This window comes from Sphingomonas sp. ID0503, from assembly GCF_048565625.1.
In the GTDB taxonomy this organism is placed as follows: domain Bacteria; phylum Pseudomonadota; class Alphaproteobacteria; order Sphingomonadales; family Sphingomonadaceae; genus JBLZUR01.
In genome coordinates, this window is sequence record NZ_JBLZUR010000002.1 from 3,018,759 (window position 1) to 3,034,528 (window position 15,770).

Here is a 15,770-nt window from a genome sequence, read left to right on the forward strand (position 1 = left end):
TGGGGAATGCCATGCGTTTTCACATCCCCACGCCGTTCGCCCTGAGCTTGTCGAAGCCTGTCCTGAGCGACTGCCGCAGGCAGGCAGTCGAAGGGGGCCAGAGATGAGGTTGGCGCTGGCGCTTCGACAGGCTCAGCGCGAACGGGGGGGTGGGTGCGGTACGAGGGAGGTGTGCGGGACGGGGGGGTGTCAGCCCGAGACCCGTAGGCCCAACCACAGCGTCCTCGGCGTCGCCCGTTCGATTACGCCGGTGCCGGAGACCGTCGCCTCCACCGTCTTGTCGAAGACGTTCTCCGCCCTTGCCTCCACCACGACACCGCGACGGAGCGGCATCGCGATGACGGCGTCGGCGGTCAGCGCGTCATCGAGGCTGCGGCTGTTCTGGTCGTCCTCGAACTGGCTGCCGATGTAGCGCAACGTCACCGCCGCGCGCGCCTCGGGCTGTGGCGTCCAGGCGATTGTGGCCGATGCCTGGTGCTTGGGGGTCTGGGCGGGGCGGAGGCCGTCGAGTGCGGCTGAGGCTCCGGTCGCCGACACGCGGGCGTCGGCATAGGCGTAAGAGGCCGACAGATCCCAGCGGGCATAGGTCCACTGACCGTCCAGCTCCACGCCGCGCGAGCGGACGGCGTCGAGGTTGCGGCGGATGCGGCAGGCACCGGTCGCCGCGACGAAGCCGATGCCACGGCAGTTGCCGAGCGCGTCGCGCGGATTGGTGACGTTGGCGATGCCATCCTCCAGCCGGTTGGCGAAGACGGTCGCGGACAGGCGCAGCCGGGCGAAAGGCTGCAAGTCGATACCGGCATCGACGCCCTTGAGGCGTTCCGGTTCGAGACCCGCATTGGCGGCGGTCGCGTCGGCACCCGCGCGGAACGGGCGGTAGAGCTCGTTCAGGGTGGGCAGCCGCCAGCCGAGATACGCCGCGCTCCGGAGGGTGATCGCCCCGGTCGGGCGGAAGGCGATGCCGGCGCGGCCGGTCGGACGCCAGCCGGAGCGGTCGGCCGTGTCATTGTCAGTGATCGCCGCGCCACCGATGAGGGTTTCACGGAGAAAGCCGTCGCGGATGCGCCAGCGATCGACGCGCGCGCCGCCGGTCAGGGTGAGGCGGTCGCCGAGTTTCGCGCTGCCGTCGGCGAAGGCGCCTGCCGTGAGCGTCTCGCCCCCTGCCTCGCGCCGCCGCGTCGGGCTGCCGGCGACGAAGCTGTAGCGCTCCTTGGTCTGGCCGCTGAGCGCGCGGAGATCCGCACCGAGGCGAAGTTCCAGCCCTTCGGCGAGCGGAGGCCGCAGTTCGACGCGGCCACCCTTGCCGGTGGCGGGGACGGCGTACTGATCGAGCGACTGGGTCACGGTGTTGCGATCGGCGGGGATGCTGGCGAAGTCGCTGGCGAAGCGGCGGTCCTGAAAATAGGCGAGCGCCTCGAAGCCCCAGCGTCCCCGGCCGACGAGGCGGAGGCTCGCGTCGAAGCCGTCGCTGACGTTCGTGGTGAAGTCGGTGCCGCGATCGCGCGCGTCGTGGAAGGCGGATGCCGCCGCCTGCAGCTCTATATCGGGTGCGAGCGGGGCGACGGCGCGGGCGGCGGCGCTGTATTGTTTGTAGCGCGCGGGGCGATCGATTGCGCCGCGCTGCCCGGCGATGGTCGGGGTGAAGCCGTCACCCCGTGCATAGGCGCCGGACAGCGAAGCGAAACCTCCGCCCAGACGCGCGCTGACGCCCGCATCGGCATCCACGCTGTCGCGGCTGCCAAAGGCGGCACCTGCCCAATATGCCGGGAGATCGGCGGGGCCGGCGCTGCTCAACTCCACCGTGCCGGCGAGCGCGCCGGGGCCGAACGCCCCCGTGCCGCCGCCGCGCGTGACGCGGGCAAGGCCGATGCGCACGGGATCGAGCGCGGGAAAGTTCACCCAGCCGCCGAACGGATCGATCTGCGGCACGCCGTCCAGGAGGACGAGCGCGCGGCTGGACGCATTGCCACCAAGCCCGCGCAGGGTCGCCCCCTGGCTGGTCGGATGGGCGGAGCGCGAATCGGAACGGCGGAACTGCTGGAAGCCGGCGGCGTCGCGCAGCACATCCTCGATCCGCCCGCTGGCCGAGCCGGTCAGGCGGTCGCGACCGATCGTCACCACGTCGTAGGCGATGTCGCCCGCCGCCTGCGGCAGGCTCATGCCGGTGACGACGATCTCTGGCTCCTGGGCGAGAACGGATGTGGAGGCGAGGAGCGCCGGCAGGATCAGGAAACGCAACCGGCACCTCGCACATAGAGAAAGGGCTCGGCCTTTCGGCCGAGCCCTTCCGCTGCGATCAGGCAAGCTGTCAATAGGTGCCCGAGAAGCTGCGGTTCAGGTTACGCGAGCCGGCGTTGTCGCTGTTGCCGCGATCGTTGTTGCCGAACATGGCGCTGTTACGTTCCTCGTCCTTCCAGGCCTGCTTGGCCTCGTCCGCGGTCTTGGACAGGGTCACCTGATTACCCTCGACCGACTTCAACCAGGACGAGGGGATCGAGTGGTGATGGCCGCCGGCATCCTGATCGTTCTTGGTCAGGATGATGCGGTCGCCACGGACCTTGTCGACCTTGCCGACATGCGCGCCATCGGAGCCGACCACGTCCTGATGCTCCTGCACCTGCGAGAGCGAGGCGCGCTGCGTCTGGCGGCTCTGGCGCCAGGTGCCGAACTCGCTTTCGAAGCGGCTCTGGTTCTCGCGGCGGTACTCGTCATAGTCGCGGTCGAGATCCTGCATCTGACGGTCGCGCCAACTGCGGTAGCTTTCGTCATGATGCGAGCCGTGCTGAGGACCCTGCTGCGAGCGGTAGTTCTCACGCTCGCGATCGCTGTAGCGGCCAAAATCGGAGTTGCGGTCCTGGCCCTGCCAGCGATCCTGGCCCTGGAAGTGATCCTCGCCACGCCACCAATCGGCGCGCGCATCGCGATCGCCGCTGAAAGTGCCGCCACCGAAGCCACCGCCGCCATAGCGCGAGGTGTCGGCGAAGCGGCCGCCATCGCCGTAGTTCGAGCTGCCGCGGTAGCCGGATTCACGATTGTAGCCGTAGCGACCGCCTTCGTTCCGTTCGTCGTAACGTTCGTCCTGACGGCGGCGACGCTCGGCCTCTTCATCGCCGAACCAGGAGCGGACCTCGTCGCCCGCACGATCGAAGAAGCCGCGATCGTCGTCGCGGTAGCCACGATCGTTGCGATCATAGCCGCGGCCGTAATTCGACGCGCGGTAATCGTCCCGCCCATATCGGCGGTCGTTGCGCTCATAGCCCATGGGAAAGATCCTCTTGCTGCATTATCAGTCGTTCGTCGGCGCACAGCTGTCGGCCCGACGGTGGTGGTGAAACGATCGCGAGGAGGCGACGTTCCGGCGGCGCGACGAAGCGCCCGGCAGCAGGGATCGAAAAGCGGCGTTGCGTCGGAAGGTGTCGGACGCTAAGGGGGCCGCCGACAGGTGCGGGGCTGTAGCTCAGATGGGAGAGCGCTGCAATCGCACTGCAGAGGTCAGGGGTTCGATTCCCCTCAGCTCCACCATCCGCCCTGTCGCCTGAACCCGCCTTATGAACGATCCCCTTTCCATCCGCCGGCTCTACGGTCGCCGCCAGGGCCATAAGCTGCGCGCCGGGCAGGCGGCGCTGGTCGAGGACCTGCTGCCCCGCATCTCCGTGCCCGACGAGGGTCCGCTGGATGCGGCACGGCTGTTCGGCGATGACCGGCCGCTGGAGCTGGAGATCGGCTTCGGGCGCGGCGAGCATCTGGCGGGGCAGGCCGCGATGCGACAGGAGCACGGCTTCATCGGCTGTGAGCCGTTCCTCGACGGTGTCGTCGGCGCGCTGGTGCATGTCGAGGAGAAGAGTCTCGGCAACATCCGCTTGCACATGGGGGATGCGATCGAGGTGCTGGAGCGGTTGCCTGATGCGAGCCTCGATCGCGCCTACCTCCTCCATCCTGATCCCTGGCCGAAGGCGCGCCACGCCAAGCGGCGGTTCATGAACGACGGCCCGATCGGCCTGATCGCCGCCAAGCTGAAGCCCGGTGCCGAGTTCCGCTTCGGCACCGACCACCCGGTCTATGTCCGCTGGGCGATGATGGTGATGGGGCGGTCGCCCGATTTCGACTGGCTGGTGGAGGGACCGCAAGACTTCCTGACCCGCCCCGCCGATTGGCCGGAGACCCGGTACGAGGCCAAAGCGCGGCGGATCGGACATGAGGTCTGGTACTTCCGATATCGGCGTCGGTGATTCCCACCGGCCTCAAGCTGGCGTGAGCTTGAGGAGGCGACCGGGGCCTTTGCCGTTGCCATCCTCGATCAGCCAGATCGCCCCGTCCGGGCCCTCTTCCACATCGCGAATGCGTTCGCCCATGTCCCATTGGTCGCCCTTGGCGGCATCGGTACCGTTCAGGTCGACGCGGACCAGCGCCTTGGACGAGAGGCCGCCGATGAAGGCGTCGCCCTTCCACTGCGGGAAGAGCTCGCCGGAATAGATCATAAGTCCGCCCGGCGAGATCACAGGGTTCCACGAGACCTTGGGCGCCTCGTAGCCGTCGCCGGACCTGTGGTCGGGGATGTCGCGGCCGTCATAATGGGTGCCGTTCGACGCCTCGGGCCATCCGTAGTTGCGACCCGGCAGGATCAGGTTGACCTCGTCACCGCCCTTCGGGCCCATCTCCTGCTCCCAGAGATTGCCCTGCGCGTCGAAGGCGATGCCGAGCAGGTTACGGTGGCCATAGGACCAGACCGCCGGATGGAAGCCCTTGGTCGCGAGCGGATTGCCGGGTGCGGGCTTGCCGTCCAGGGTGAGACGCAGGACCTTGCCGAGGGTGGATTTCGGATCCTGCGCGGGATCGAACTTCTGCCGCTCGCCATTGGTGAAGAAGAGGTACTGTCCGTCGGGCGAGAAGGCGATGCGGCCGGAATAGTGACCGTTGCCGGTGACATAGGGCGTGGCGCGGAAGATGACCTGCAGGTCATCGATCCGCGCTTCGCCGCCATCCTCCACGAAGCGGCCCCGCGCCAGCGCCACGCCTTTGCCGCCGGCGCCCGCCTCCGAGAAGCTGATGTAGACGAGTCGGTTCTCCGCGAATTGCGGGTGCGGCACGATGTCCATCAGGGCGCCCTGCCCCGCGCGGTCGACCTCCGGCGCGCCGCCGACCTCGCGCTTCGCCCCATCCTGCGTGACCAGGGTGATCTTGCCGAACTTGTCGGTGACCAGCATCCGGCCGTCGGGCAGGAAGGTCATAGCCCAGGGCGAACCGAGATCCGCCACCGCCGTCACCTTGAACGGCTTGGCCGCGGGTTCCTGTGACTGCCCTACAGACGCGGAGCCGCAGCCGGCGAGAACGAGGGCGGCGCTGGCGAGCGCGGTAGCGAGACGCATACTGGGTTCCTTAGATGACATGGCTGTCATCCCGAACGCGGCCGACGCCGGTCCGTTGCGCGCGGGAACCACAGCCATAGACGAGGCATTTGGGCCGGCGTCTTTGCCACGGGATTCCTGATGCCGGCCTTGTTGCTCACGTCTGTTGCCGCAAGCGCGATGCTGGTTGCGGCACCGTCGTCGTTCGAAGATGGCGGCACCTCCGGACCAGTCTCGGCTGCGATCGAAGGCGAGGCGGCGGACGAGAGCGAGCGTTATCTGCTGCCGGACATTGCCCCCCAATACGAGCAGCGGGACAAGCCCCGCTTCCGCTGGCGGTTCAGGAAGGTGAAGCTGCGCGTGCCGCTCGGCTAAAGCCATCGACTCGGCTTGCCGCATCCTCCGGCTTCGACTATATCGCTGCCCTATCTCGACATCGGTACCTTGCCGAGGTCGGTCCCGAGGCGGGGCCGGCAGCAAGGGCGCTTGTCGATTCGAAGGATATTCATGGCCGATATCGCCGCGCTGACCAGCCTGATCGAACCCGAAGCGAAGAAGCTCGGGCTCGATCTTGTGCGCGTGGCGATGTTCGGCGGCAAGAGCGACCCGACGCTGCAGGTCATGGCGGAGCGGCCGGACACCCGGCAACTGACGCTGGAGGACTGCGCCGAATTGTCGCGGGCTTTGTCCGACGTGCTGGACGAAGCGGACCCGATCGAGGAGGCGTACCGGCTGGAGGTGTCCTCCCCCGGGATCGATCGGCCGCTGACGCGCGCCCAGGACTTCGACGACTTCAAGGGCTTCGACGCGCGGGTGAAGGTCGCGACCCCGATCGACAAGCGCAAGCAGTTCGAGGGGCGTTTGGTCGGCCTGGCCGGTCAGGACGTGGTGATCGCCGATCCCAAGCTGGGCGAGATCGCCATCCCCTTTGCCGGCATCGCGTCTGCCAAGCTGCTTCTTACCGACGACCTCATCAAGGCAACCGCGCCGCTTTCGAGCGAAGGTGCCGACAGCATTCAAACGGAAGGATAATCGACCGATGGCAACCTCTGCCGTTTCCGCCAACAAGGCCGAGCTTCTCGCCATTGCCGACGCCGTCGCGCGGGAGAAGCTGATCGATCGCGAGATCGTGATCGAGGCGATGGAGGACGCCATTCAGCGCGCCGCCCGCGCGCGTTATGGCCAGGAAAACGACATCCGCGCCAAGATCGACACCAATGGCGGCGACCTCCGCCTGTGGCGTGTCGTCGAGGTGGTCGAAGACGTCGAGGACTATTACAAGCAGGTCTCCGTCACCGACGCGCAGAAGCTGAAGAAGGGCGCCGAGATCGGCGACTTCATCGTCGATCCGCTGCCCCCGATCGAGTTCGGCCGCATCGCCGCGCAGGCCGCCAAGCAGGTCATCTTCCAGAAGGTTCGCGATGCCGAGCGCGACCGCCAGTATGACGAGTTCAAGGACCGCGCGGGCGAGCTGATCACCGGCGTCGTCAAGCGCGTCGAGTTCGGCCATGTCGTGGTCGATCTCGGCCGTGCCGAGGGCGTCATCCGCCGCGACCAGCAGATCCCGCGCGAAGTCGTCCGCGTCGGCGACCGCATCCGCAGCCTGATCCTGCGCGTGGTGCGCGAGACGCGTGGGCCGCAGATTTTCCTGAGCCGCGCGCATCCCGACTTCATGAAGAAGCTGTTCGCGCAGGAGGTGCCGGAGATCTACGACGGCGTGATCGAGATCAAGGCCGCCGCCCGCGACCCGGGCAGCCGCGCCAAGATCGGCGTGATCAGCCGCGACGGGTCGATCGATCCGGTCGGCGCCTGCGTCGGCATGAAGGGCAGCCGCGTCCAGGCCGTCGTGCAGGAGATGCAGGGCGAGAAGATCGACATCATCCCGTGGAGCGAGGATGTCGCGACCTTCGTCGTCAATGCGCTGCAGCCCGCCCATGTCGCCCGCGTCCTCATCGACGAGGAGGAAGAGCGGATCGAGGTGGTGGTGCCGGACGACCAGCTGTCGCTCGCCATCGGCCGCCGCGGCCAGAACGTGCGCCTCGCCAGCCAGCTGACCGGCAAGGCCATCGACATCCTCACCGAGGCCGATGCCAGCGAGAAGCGCCAGAAGGAATTCGTCCAGAATTCCGAGATGTTCCAGAACGAGCTGGATGTCGACGAGACGCTGGCTCAGCTGCTCGTCGCCGAGGGCTTCTCGAACCTCGAAGAAGTGGCTTACGTCGAACTGGACGAGATCGCCGCGATCGAGGGGCTGGACGAGGAGATCGGCCAGGAGCTGCAGAGCCGCGCTCAGGAAGCGCTGGAGCGCCGCGAGACTGCCAACCGCGAGGAGCGTACCGCCCTCGGCGTCGAAGACGCGCTGGTCGAGCTGCCCTATCTGACCGAGGCCATGCTGGTCACGCTCGGCAAGGCTGGCATCAAGACGCTGGACGACTTGGGCGACCTCGCCACCGACGAACTGGTCGAGAAGAAGCGCGCCGAGCCGCGCCGCCGCAAGGAAGGCGCGCCGGCTCCTAAGGAGGACAAGGGCGGCGTGCTTGCCGTTTACGGCCTCAGCATGGAGCAGGGCAACGAGATCATCATGGCCGCGCGCCAGGCCGCCGGCTGGTTCGGCGATGAGGAGACCGCCGCCTGATGCCGTTCGTCGACATCCGTCTGGCCGGTTCGGCAAGCCGCGAGCAGAAAGCGGGGATCGTCGCCGACGTGACCCGCTCGCTCGTCGAGCGGCTGGGCAAGAACCCGGCGGCGGTGCAGGTGAACATCACCGAACTCTCCACCGAGAACTATGGTGCGGGGGGTCAGCTGATCGCCGACCGCGACGCGCCTCCTACCAAGGAGGTCGCGGCAGCGGATGGCGGACAATGATCAAAATACGGAACCGCTAGAACTCCGTTCGTCTCGAGCGAAGTCGAGAGACGGGCACCAAGGCGACAAGCCTGTTGCACGCACCTCGACTTCGCTCGGCACGAACGGTGATCTGGAAGATCGCCACGACCCAGAACGCCGCTGCATCATCAGCGGCGAGAAGGGGTCGCGTGATGATCTGATCCGCCTGGCACTCGGGCCGGACGGCACTGTCGCGCCGGATGTGCGCGCCAAGGCACCCGGTCGTGGCGCGTGGATCGGCTGCGACATCAACACGCTTCAGAAGGCGCTTGATAAGGGCAAGCTGAAGTCGGCCTTGCAGCGGGCTTTCAAGACGAGCGCGGTGATCGTGCCGGAAGATCTGCCGCAGAGGATCGCCGCCGCGCTGGAACGCGCGACGCTCGATCGGCTGGGCCTCGAGGCCAAGGCGGGGCAGTTGCTGACCGGGGCTGACAAGATCGCCGATCAGGCACGCAAAGGCGCGGTCCACCTCCTCCTCCACGCCGCCGATGCTGCAGAGGACGGGTCGCGGCGGCTGGACCAGGCCTTGCGCGTCGGGCTCGACCAAATGGGCGTATCGGACGTGAAGGGGCTGGCAATGCCGGTGACGCGCTCCATATTGTCAATGGCGCTTGGACGCGAAAATGTGGTACATGTCGCGCTGATCGCACCCGCCGCCGCTGCCCGCGTCTCCCAGGCGCTATCCCGCTGGCGGGGCTTTATTGGACTGAGTGAGGGCGCACGGCCTTGCGATACTTCGTCGCAAGGTTCATCGGCGCTTCGGAATTGAAGGGTTCGGGTTACTAGATGAGCGATAGCGACAAGCCGAAGCTGGGCACCCGCCCGCCATTGGGCGTCAAGCGCACGGTGGAGACGGGCAAGGTGAAGCAGAGCTTCAGCCACGGCCGTTCGAACACCGTGGTCGTCGAGGTGAAGCGCCGCCGCATCCTGGGCAAGCCGGGAGAAGCGGGGGCGCCCGAACCGCAGGTCGTCGAGACGCCGGCAGCGCCCGAGCCTGCCGCCGCCGCCCCGGTCCCCGCACCTGCGCCGGTTCAGCCGCCGCGCCCGGCCGCTCCTGCACCGCGTGCCGCGGGCAACGACCTCCTGTCCCGCCAGGAACTGCAGGCCAAGCTGCTGCGCGAGGCGGAAGAGGCGCGAATGGCCGCGCTCGAGGAAGCGCGCCGTCGCGAGGACCGCGCCAAGCAGGACGCGAGCGAGGAGGAGCGCCGCCGCGCCGAAGAGAATCGCCGCGCCGAAGAGGAGGCCGCGCAGCGCGCCGCCGAGGAGCCTGCGCCGACACCTGCACCGGCCGTCGAGGCACCTGCGCCTGCCGCAGCCGCGCCCGCTGCGCCGCCCGCAACGGAAGAGAATCGCGGCATCACGTCCGCCGTGCGCCGTCCTGTCGCACCCGCGCCTGCTCGACGGCCGGAGCCTGCGCGCCCGGCGCCGAGCCGTGGACGTCTCGGCGACGATCGCCGTCAATCGGGCAAGCTGACCGTCACCCGCGCGCTGGACGATGGTGATAGCGCGCGTTCCCGCTCGCTCGCCGCGTTGAAGCGGGCGCGCGAGAAGGATCGTCGCAGCCACATGTCGGGCGGCCCGTCCGCCAAGCAGGTCCGCGACGTCAACGTGCCGGAAGCGATCACCGTACAGGAGCTCGCCAACCGCATGGCGGAGCGTGGTGCCGATCTGGTGAAGGCACTGTTCAAGATGGGATCGCCGGTCACCCTGACCCAGACGATCGATCAGGACACCGCCGAGCTGCTGGTCACCGAGTTCGGCCACAACATCAAGCGCGTGTCAGACAGCGACGTGGACCTCGTCACGCATGAGGATGTCGATGCCGACGACACGCTGCAGCCGCGTGCTCCGGTCGTGACCATCATGGGCCATGTCGACCACGGCAAGACCAGCCTGCTCGACGCGCTGCGCGGCACCGACGTGGTATCGGGCGAGGCGGGCGGCATCACCCAGCATATCGGTGCCTATCAGGTGCAGGTGAAGTCGGGCGACAAGATCACCTTCCTCGACACGCCGGGCCATGAGGCGTTCAGCGACATGCGCGCGCGTGGTGCCGACGTCACCGACATCGTCATCATCGTGGTGGCGGGCGACGACGCGATCCGGCCGCAGACGATCGAGGCGATCAACCATACCAAGGCGGCCAACAAGCCGATGATCGTGGCGATCAACAAGATGGACAAGCCGGGATCGAACGCTCAGCGCGTCCGCGAACAGCTCCTCCAGTACGACGTTCAGGTCGAAAGCATGGGCGGCGACGTGCAGGAGGTCGAGATTTCGGCGGTCAAGAAGACCGGCCTCGACGAGCTGGTCGAGAAGATCCTGCTCCAGGCCGAGCTTCTCGAACTCACCGCCAATCCGGATCGCGATGCCGAAGGTGTCGTGATCGAGGCGCAGCTCGACAAGGGCCGTGGTCCGGTCGCGACCGTGCTCGTCCGCCGCGGCACTTTGCGCACGGGCGACATCTTCGTCGTCGGGCAGGAAAGCGGCAAGGTCCGCGCGATGGTCAACGACAAGGGTCAGCAGGTTAAGCTTGCCGGCCCCTCGCTGCCGGTTGAGGTGCTCGGCCTGTCGGGCGTACCGATGGCGGGCGACCAACTCTCGGTCGTCGAGAACGAGGCCCGCGCCCGCGAGGTGGCGGAGTACCGCGCAGGCGTCGTGCAACAGAAGCGGACCACGCAGGCCCCGGCCAGCCTGGAATCGATGTTCTCGGCACTGCGCGACAAGCAGGCGCAGCAATATCCGGTGCTGGTGAAGGCGGACACGCAAGGGTCGGTGGAGGCCATTGTCGGGTCGCTGAACAAGATCTCGACCGACCTGATCCAGGTCCGAATCCTGCATTCGGGCGTCGGCGGCATCACCGAGAGCGACGTGAGCCTTGCGGCGGCATCGAAGGCGCCGATCATCGGCTTCAACGTCCGCGCCAACGCCAAGGCGCGCGAGATTGCCACCCGCGATCAGGTGGCGCTGAAATACTACGACATCATCTACGACCTGCTCGACGAGATCAGGGCGGCGATGGCGGGCCAGCTCGGCCCCGAGTATTTCGAGACGGTGGTCGGCCGCGCGGAGGTCCGCGAGGTGTTCTCCGCCGGCAAGCACGGCAAGGCGGCGGGTCTCCTCGTTACGGAGGGCTTCATCAAGAAGGACCTGCGTGCGCGCCTCACCCGCGACGATGTCATCATCTACAATGGCAAGATCGCGTCGCTCCGTCGCTTCAAGGACGACGTGGCGGAGGTCCGCGCCGGCCTCGAATGCGGTATCACGCTGGAAGGATCGATCGACGTCAAGGCGGGCGACTACCTCGAAACCTTCGAGGTCGAGGAGCGCGCGCGGACGTTGTGACCGGTTAGCCCTCTCCCCTCATGGGAGAGGGAGAGGCTTTGATCATGCGCAAGAACGAGACACTCGAAGGCAAGTCGGTCCGCCTGCTGCGTGTCGGCGAGCAGGTGCGCCATGCGCTGGCCGAGATCCTGATGCGCGGGGACGTGCATGACGAGGTGCTGGCGAGCCATCCGGTGTCGGTGACGGAGGTGCGCATGTCGCCGGACCTGCGCCACGCCACCGCCTTCGTGAAGCCGCTGCTGGGCAAGGATGAGGAGGTGGTGCTGAAGGCCTTGCGCACCAACACCGCCTATCTGCAGAGCGAAGTGGCCCGGCGGGTGAACACCAAATACGCGGCGAAGCTGAAGTTCATCGCCGATGAGAGCTTCGAGGAGGGGAGCCATATCGACGCACTCCTCCGCCGCGAGGACGTGGCACGCGATCTCGGCGACGAATAGCGCCAGCGTGAACGGCTGGATCATTATCGACAAGCCCGTGGGGCCGGGTTCGACGGACGTCGTCTCCAAGGTGAAGCGCGCGTTACGGGCGGGCGGCTATCCGAAGATGAAGGTCGGGCACGGCGGGACGCTCGATCCGCTCGCCTCCGGCGTGCTGCCGGTCGCTCTGGGCGAGGCGACCAAGCTCGCCGGGCGGATGCTCGACAGCGACAAGGTCTATGCGTTCACCGTTTCGTTCGGGGTCGAGACCGACACGCTGGATGCCGAGGGGGTGGCGGTCGAGACATCCGACGTGCGGCCGACGCTGGCAGAGGTGGAGGCAGTGTTGCCGCGGTTCACCGGGCCGATCGAGCAGGTGCCGCCGGTGTATTCGGCGCTGAAGGTGGACGGCAAGCGCGCCTATGATCGCGCGCGGGCGGGTGAGACCGTCGAGATGAAGACGCGGGCGGTGGTGGTGCGGTCTCTCGGTATCCTCCCCATCACAGATGAGGAGGGGGACCAGCCGCAGGCTGGTGGAGGGGCGGTCCGGAGCACCGGCTGCGCCGGCCCCTCCACCAGCTTCGCTGGTCCCCCTCCCCCCGCTTCGCGCGGGGAGGATGTAGAGAGTGTCACCCTCACCGCCCATGTCTCGAAGGGCACCTACATCCGCAGCCTCGCGCGGGACATCGCGCGGGCGCTCGGCACGGTGGGGCATGTCACCCTGCTCCGCCGCGTGAAGGCGGGGCCCTTCACGCTTGGCGTGGCCATTTCACTGGACAAGCTCAGCGAACTCGGCCATGGGGCCGCGCTTGAACAGGCGCTCTTGCCGATCGAGGCAGGGCTGGACGACATCCCGGCCCTGAACCTCACGCCCGACCAGGCAAGGCTGCTCCGCATGGGGCAGGTATTGGCCGGGATTGCCGCACAGCCCGGCCTCCATCTCGCGCGCGACGGTGCCGTTCCCGTCGCCCTCGTGGAGGTCACGGACCGAGAGGTCCGAGTGGTTCGCGGCTTCAATCTATAAGGTGTCGAAGGAAAAGACATGACCGTTACCGTTGAGCGCAAGGCCGAGATCATCAAGGAACACGCCCGGGCCGAGGGCGACACCGGCTCCCCCGAGGTGCAGATCGCGATCCTCACCGAACGCATTTCGAACCTGACCGAGCACTTCAAGGGCCACGCCAAGGACAACCATTCGCGTCGCGGCCTGTTGATGATGGTCAACAACCGTCGCAGCCTTCTCGACTATCTGAAGAAGAAGGATGCAGGCCGGTACAGCGCATTGATCGCGAAGCTCGGCCTTCGCAAGTAACGCGAAGGGGCGCCCACCGGCGCCCCTTTTCGCATGAAGACCACGGGACGCCCGGCAATTCGGCCGGAGTCCGAGGGACACACAGTCCCGAACCGCCGCGGGCCGGTTAGCCCGCGAAAAGAGGCCCCCGGCGCATAGGGCGACGGGTCCGAAGGAAATCACATGTTCGACATAAAGAAATCTGAAATCGAGTGGGGCGGCCAGAAGCTGACCCTCGAAACGGGGCGCGTTGCGCGCCAGGCCGACGGCGCGGTGCTCGCGACCCTCGGCGAGACCGTCGTCCTCTGCGCCGTCACGGCCGCGAAGACGGTCAAGGATGGGCAGGACTTCTTCCCGCTGACCGTCCACTATCAGGAAAAGTATTCGGCGGCCGGCCGCATCCCCGGCGGCTTCTTCAAGCGTGAGCGTGGCGCGACCGAGAAGGAGACGCTGACCAGCCGTCTCATCGACCGCCCGATCCGCCCGCTGTTCCCGGAAGGGTTCTACAACGAGATCAACGTCATCGCCCAAGTGCTGAGCTATGACGGCGTGAACGAGCCGGACATCCTCGCGATGGTCGCAGCCTCTGCCGCTCTCACCATCTCCGGCGTGCCGTTCATGGGCCCGATCGGTGCTGCGCGCGTCGGCTATGTCGATGGCGAGTACGTGCTGAACCCGACCAACGACCAGGTGAAGGAAGGCGACCTCGACCTCGTCGTCGCCGCCACGCAAGATGCGGTGATGATGGTCGAATCGGAAGCCAAGGAGCTTTCGGAAGAGGTCATGCTGGGTGCCGTCATGTTCGCGCACAAGGCGTCGGCCAAGGTGATCGAGGCGATCATCAGCCTTGCCGAAAAGGCCGCCAAGGAGCCGTGGGAACTGCCTACGATCGACGACAGCGAGCTGAAGGCCACCGTCAAGGGCCTGCTCGGCAACGGCCTGACGGAAGCCTATAAGAACATCAAGAAGGCCGACCGCGTCGCCGCCATTTCGGAGGCGAAGAAGGCGCTGCACGAGCACTTCAAGGACGCCGATGCCGAGACCCGGCTGAAGGCCAACAAGCTCGGCAAGAAGGTCGAGGCGGAGATCGTCCGCATCGCGATCCTGAAGGACGGTCGCCGCATCGACGGCCGCGACACGAAGACGGTCCGCCCGATCGAGGCGATGGTCCACTTCCTGCCGCGCACCCACGGCTCGGCGCTGTTCACGCGTGGCGAGACGCAGGCGATCTGCACCACCACGCTCGGCACCAAGGACGCCGAGCAGATGATCGATGGCCTGACCGGTCTGTCGTACGAGCGGTTCATGCTGCACTACAACTTCCCGCCCTATTCGGTCGGTGAAGTCGGCCGCTTCGGTGCGCCGGGCCGTCGTGAAGTCGGCCACGGCAAGCTCGCCTGGCGCGCGCTGCACCCGGTGCTCCCGTCGAACGAGGAGTTCCCGTACACCATCCGCGTCCTCTCCGACATCACCGAGTCGAACGGCTCGTCCTCGATGGCGACGGTCTGCGGCGGTTCGCTGTCGATGATGGATGCGGGCGTGCCGCTGAAGCGCCCGGTCTCCGGCATCGCGATGGGCCTCATCCTGGAGGGCAAGGACTTCGCGGTCCTCAGCGACATCCTCGGCGACGAGGATCACCTCGGCGACATGGACTTCAAGGTCGCGGGCACGTCGGAGGGCATCACCAGCCTTCAGATGGACATCAAGATCGCCGGCATCACCGAGGAGATCATGAAGGTCGCGTTGGCGCAGGCGAAGGAAGGCCGCGCGCATATCCTCGGCGAGATGGCGAAGGCGCTGGGGTCGGTGGGTGAGCTTTCCGCTCATGCGCCGCGCATCGAGACGATGTCTGTCCCCAAGGACAAGATCCGCGACGTGATCGGCACCGGCGGCAAGGTGATCCGCGAGATCGTCGCCACCACCGGCGCCAAGGTGGACATCGACGACGACGGCACGGTCAAGATCAGCTCATCCGACCCGTCGCAGATCGAGGCGGCGCGCAAGTGGATCGAGGGCATCACGCTAGAGGCCGAGCCGGGCAAGATCTACACCGGCAAGGTGGCGAGCCTGGTCGATTTCGGCGCGTTCGTGACGTTCATGCCGGGCAAGGACGGGCTGGTCCACGTTTCCGAGATCAAGAACGAGCGGGTCGCCAATGTCCGCGACGTCCTGACCGAGGGTCAGGAGGTCAAGGTCAAGGTGCTGGAGATCGACCAACGCGGCAAGGTGCGCCTGTCGATGCGCGTCGTCGATCAGGAGACCGGCGCCGAGCTGGAGGACACCCGTCCGCCGCGCGAACCGCGTGAAGGCGGCGACCGTGGTCCGCGCGGTGATCGTGGCGATCGTGGCGGTGGAGACCGCCGCCGCGAGGGGGGAGATCGTGGTCCGCGCCGTGATCGCGGCGACCGTGGCCCGCGTCGCGAGAAGAGCGAGGACGAAGCTCCGGGCGAGTTCGCCCCCGCCTTCCTGACGCGCAACGACGATTGA

14 protein-coding genes and 1 tRNA gene are annotated in these 15,770 nt (G+C 67.2%); 12 read left to right on the forward strand and 3 right to left on the reverse strand.

What is annotated here, in order from left to right; genetic code table 11:
* Positions 1-189: 189 nt before the first annotated feature.
* Both ACM608_RS15765 and ACM608_RS15770 read right to left on the reverse strand, forming a co-directional pair.
* Positions 190-2,238: a TonB-dependent receptor gene (locus tag ACM608_RS15765; RefSeq protein ID WP_419684457.1), complete on the reverse strand. Its 2,049-nt coding sequence runs from the start codon at positions 2,236-2,238 to the stop codon at positions 190-192.
* Between the two features lie 70 nt (positions 2,239-2,308).
* Positions 2,309-3,262 (reverse strand): DUF2171 domain-containing protein, encoded by a 954-nt coding sequence (locus tag ACM608_RS15770; protein WP_419684459.1) that lies wholly within the window; start codon positions 3,260-3,262, stop codon positions 2,309-2,311.
* Between the two features lie 184 nt (positions 3,263-3,446).
* Here ACM608_RS15770 and ACM608_RS15775 point away from each other — a divergent pair.
* Positions 3,447-3,522 (forward strand) — tRNA-Ala (locus tag ACM608_RS15775).
* A gap of 26 nt (positions 3,523-3,548) precedes the next feature.
* Entirely contained in the window at positions 3,549-4,229 is a 681-nt protein-coding gene (gene trmB / locus ACM608_RS15780) for a tRNA (guanine(46)-N(7))-methyltransferase TrmB (protein ID WP_419684460.1), read from the forward strand.
* Positions 4,230-4,241: 12 nt separating this feature from the next.
* Here trmB and ACM608_RS15785 read toward each other — a convergent pair whose 3' ends face one another.
* Entirely contained in the window at positions 4,242-5,366 is a 1,125-nt protein-coding gene (locus tag ACM608_RS15785) for a PQQ-dependent sugar dehydrogenase (RefSeq protein WP_419684461.1), read from the reverse strand.
* A 120-nt stretch (positions 5,367-5,486) separates the two neighbouring features.
* Here ACM608_RS15785 and ACM608_RS15790 point away from each other — a divergent pair, with 120 nt between their 5' ends.
* The 10 genes from ACM608_RS15790 (at position 5,487) to pnp (ending at position 15,770) form a co-directional block, all read left to right on the forward strand.
* On the forward strand, positions 5,487-5,720 hold the full coding sequence (locus tag ACM608_RS15790) for a hypothetical protein (RefSeq protein ID WP_419684463.1): 234 nt from the start codon (positions 5,487-5,489) through the stop codon (positions 5,718-5,720).
* Positions 5,721-5,852: 132 nt separating this feature from the next.
* Positions 5,853-6,377: a ribosome maturation protein RimP gene (gene rimP / locus ACM608_RS15795; RefSeq protein WP_419684464.1), complete on the forward strand. Its 525-nt coding sequence runs from the start codon at positions 5,853-5,855 to the stop codon at positions 6,375-6,377.
* A 7-nt stretch (positions 6,378-6,384) separates the two neighbouring features.
* The gene (gene nusA, locus ACM608_RS15800; RefSeq protein WP_419684466.1) at positions 6,385-7,980 is read left to right on the forward strand and encodes a transcription termination factor NusA; all 1,596 of its coding nucleotides are present in this window, start codon (positions 6,385-6,387) and stop codon (positions 7,978-7,980) included.
* Positions 7,980-8,210, forward strand: a complete 231-nt coding sequence (locus ACM608_RS15805; protein ID WP_419684467.1) for a tautomerase family protein — start codon at positions 7,980-7,982, stop codon at positions 8,208-8,210. Before nusA ends, ACM608_RS15805 begins: the two co-directional genes overlap by 1 nt.
* Positions 8,197-9,000, forward strand: a complete 804-nt coding sequence (locus ACM608_RS15810) for a DUF448 domain-containing protein (protein WP_419684469.1) — start codon at positions 8,197-8,199, stop codon at positions 8,998-9,000. The genes ACM608_RS15805 and ACM608_RS15810 overlap by 14 nt, the downstream gene beginning before the upstream one ends.
* A 17-nt stretch (positions 9,001-9,017) precedes the next feature.
* Positions 9,018-11,576, forward strand: coding sequence for a translation initiation factor IF-2 (gene infB / locus ACM608_RS15815; protein WP_419684470.1), 2,559 nt, complete (start codon positions 9,018-9,020; stop codon positions 11,574-11,576).
* Positions 11,577-11,620: 44 nt separating this feature from the next.
* A complete protein-coding gene (gene rbfA / locus ACM608_RS15820) occupies positions 11,621-12,013 on the forward strand; it encodes a 30S ribosome-binding factor RbfA (RefSeq protein WP_419684471.1) in 393 nt (130 codons plus the stop codon).
* 7 nt (positions 12,014-12,020) lie between these two features.
* Positions 12,021-13,016, forward strand: a complete 996-nt coding sequence (gene truB, locus ACM608_RS15825) for a tRNA pseudouridine(55) synthase TruB (RefSeq protein WP_419684473.1) — start codon at positions 12,021-12,023, stop codon at positions 13,014-13,016.
* A gap of 18 nt (positions 13,017-13,034) precedes the next feature.
* Entirely contained in the window at positions 13,035-13,304 is a 270-nt protein-coding gene (gene rpsO / locus ACM608_RS15830) for a 30S ribosomal protein S15 (protein ID WP_419684475.1), read from the forward strand.
* A gap of 162 nt (positions 13,305-13,466) precedes the next feature.
* A complete protein-coding gene (gene pnp, locus ACM608_RS15835; RefSeq protein WP_419684477.1) occupies positions 13,467-15,770 on the forward strand; it encodes a polyribonucleotide nucleotidyltransferase in 2,304 nt (767 codons plus the stop codon).

Bases quoted from the DNA above. Each gene is read 5' to 3' on its own strand.
- nusA (WP_419684466.1), top strand. From the start codon at position 6,385: ATGGCAACCTCTGCCGTTTCCGCCAACAAGGCCGAGCTTCTCGCCATT.
- ACM608_RS15785 (WP_419684461.1), bottom strand. From the start codon at position 5,366: ATGCGTCTCGCTACCGCGCTCGCCAGCGCCGCCCTCGTTCTCGCCGGC.
- rbfA (WP_419684471.1), top strand. From the start codon at position 11,621: ATGCGCAAGAACGAGACACTCGAAGGCAAGTCGGTCCGCCTGCTGCGT.
- trmB (WP_419684460.1), top strand. From the start codon at position 3,549: ATGAACGATCCCCTTTCCATCCGCCGGCTCTACGGTCGCCGCCAGGGC.
- ACM608_RS15810 (WP_419684469.1), top strand. From the start codon at position 8,197: ATGGCGGACAATGATCAAAATACGGAACCGCTAGAACTCCGTTCGTCT.
- ACM608_RS15770 (WP_419684459.1), bottom strand. From the start codon at position 3,262: ATGGGCTATGAGCGCAACGACCGCCGATATGGGCGGGACGATTACCGC.
- rpsO (WP_419684475.1), top strand. From the start codon at position 13,035: ATGACCGTTACCGTTGAGCGCAAGGCCGAGATCATCAAGGAACACGCC.
- ACM608_RS15805 (WP_419684467.1), top strand. From the start codon at position 7,980: ATGCCGTTCGTCGACATCCGTCTGGCCGGTTCGGCAAGCCGCGAGCAG.
- ACM608_RS15790 (WP_419684463.1), top strand. From the start codon at position 5,487: ATGCCGGCCTTGTTGCTCACGTCTGTTGCCGCAAGCGCGATGCTGGTT.
- rimP (WP_419684464.1), top strand. From the start codon at position 5,853: ATGGCCGATATCGCCGCGCTGACCAGCCTGATCGAACCCGAAGCGAAG.
- pnp (WP_419684477.1), top strand. From the start codon at position 13,467: ATGTTCGACATAAAGAAATCTGAAATCGAGTGGGGCGGCCAGAAGCTG.
- infB (WP_419684470.1), top strand. From the start codon at position 9,018: ATGAGCGATAGCGACAAGCCGAAGCTGGGCACCCGCCCGCCATTGGGC.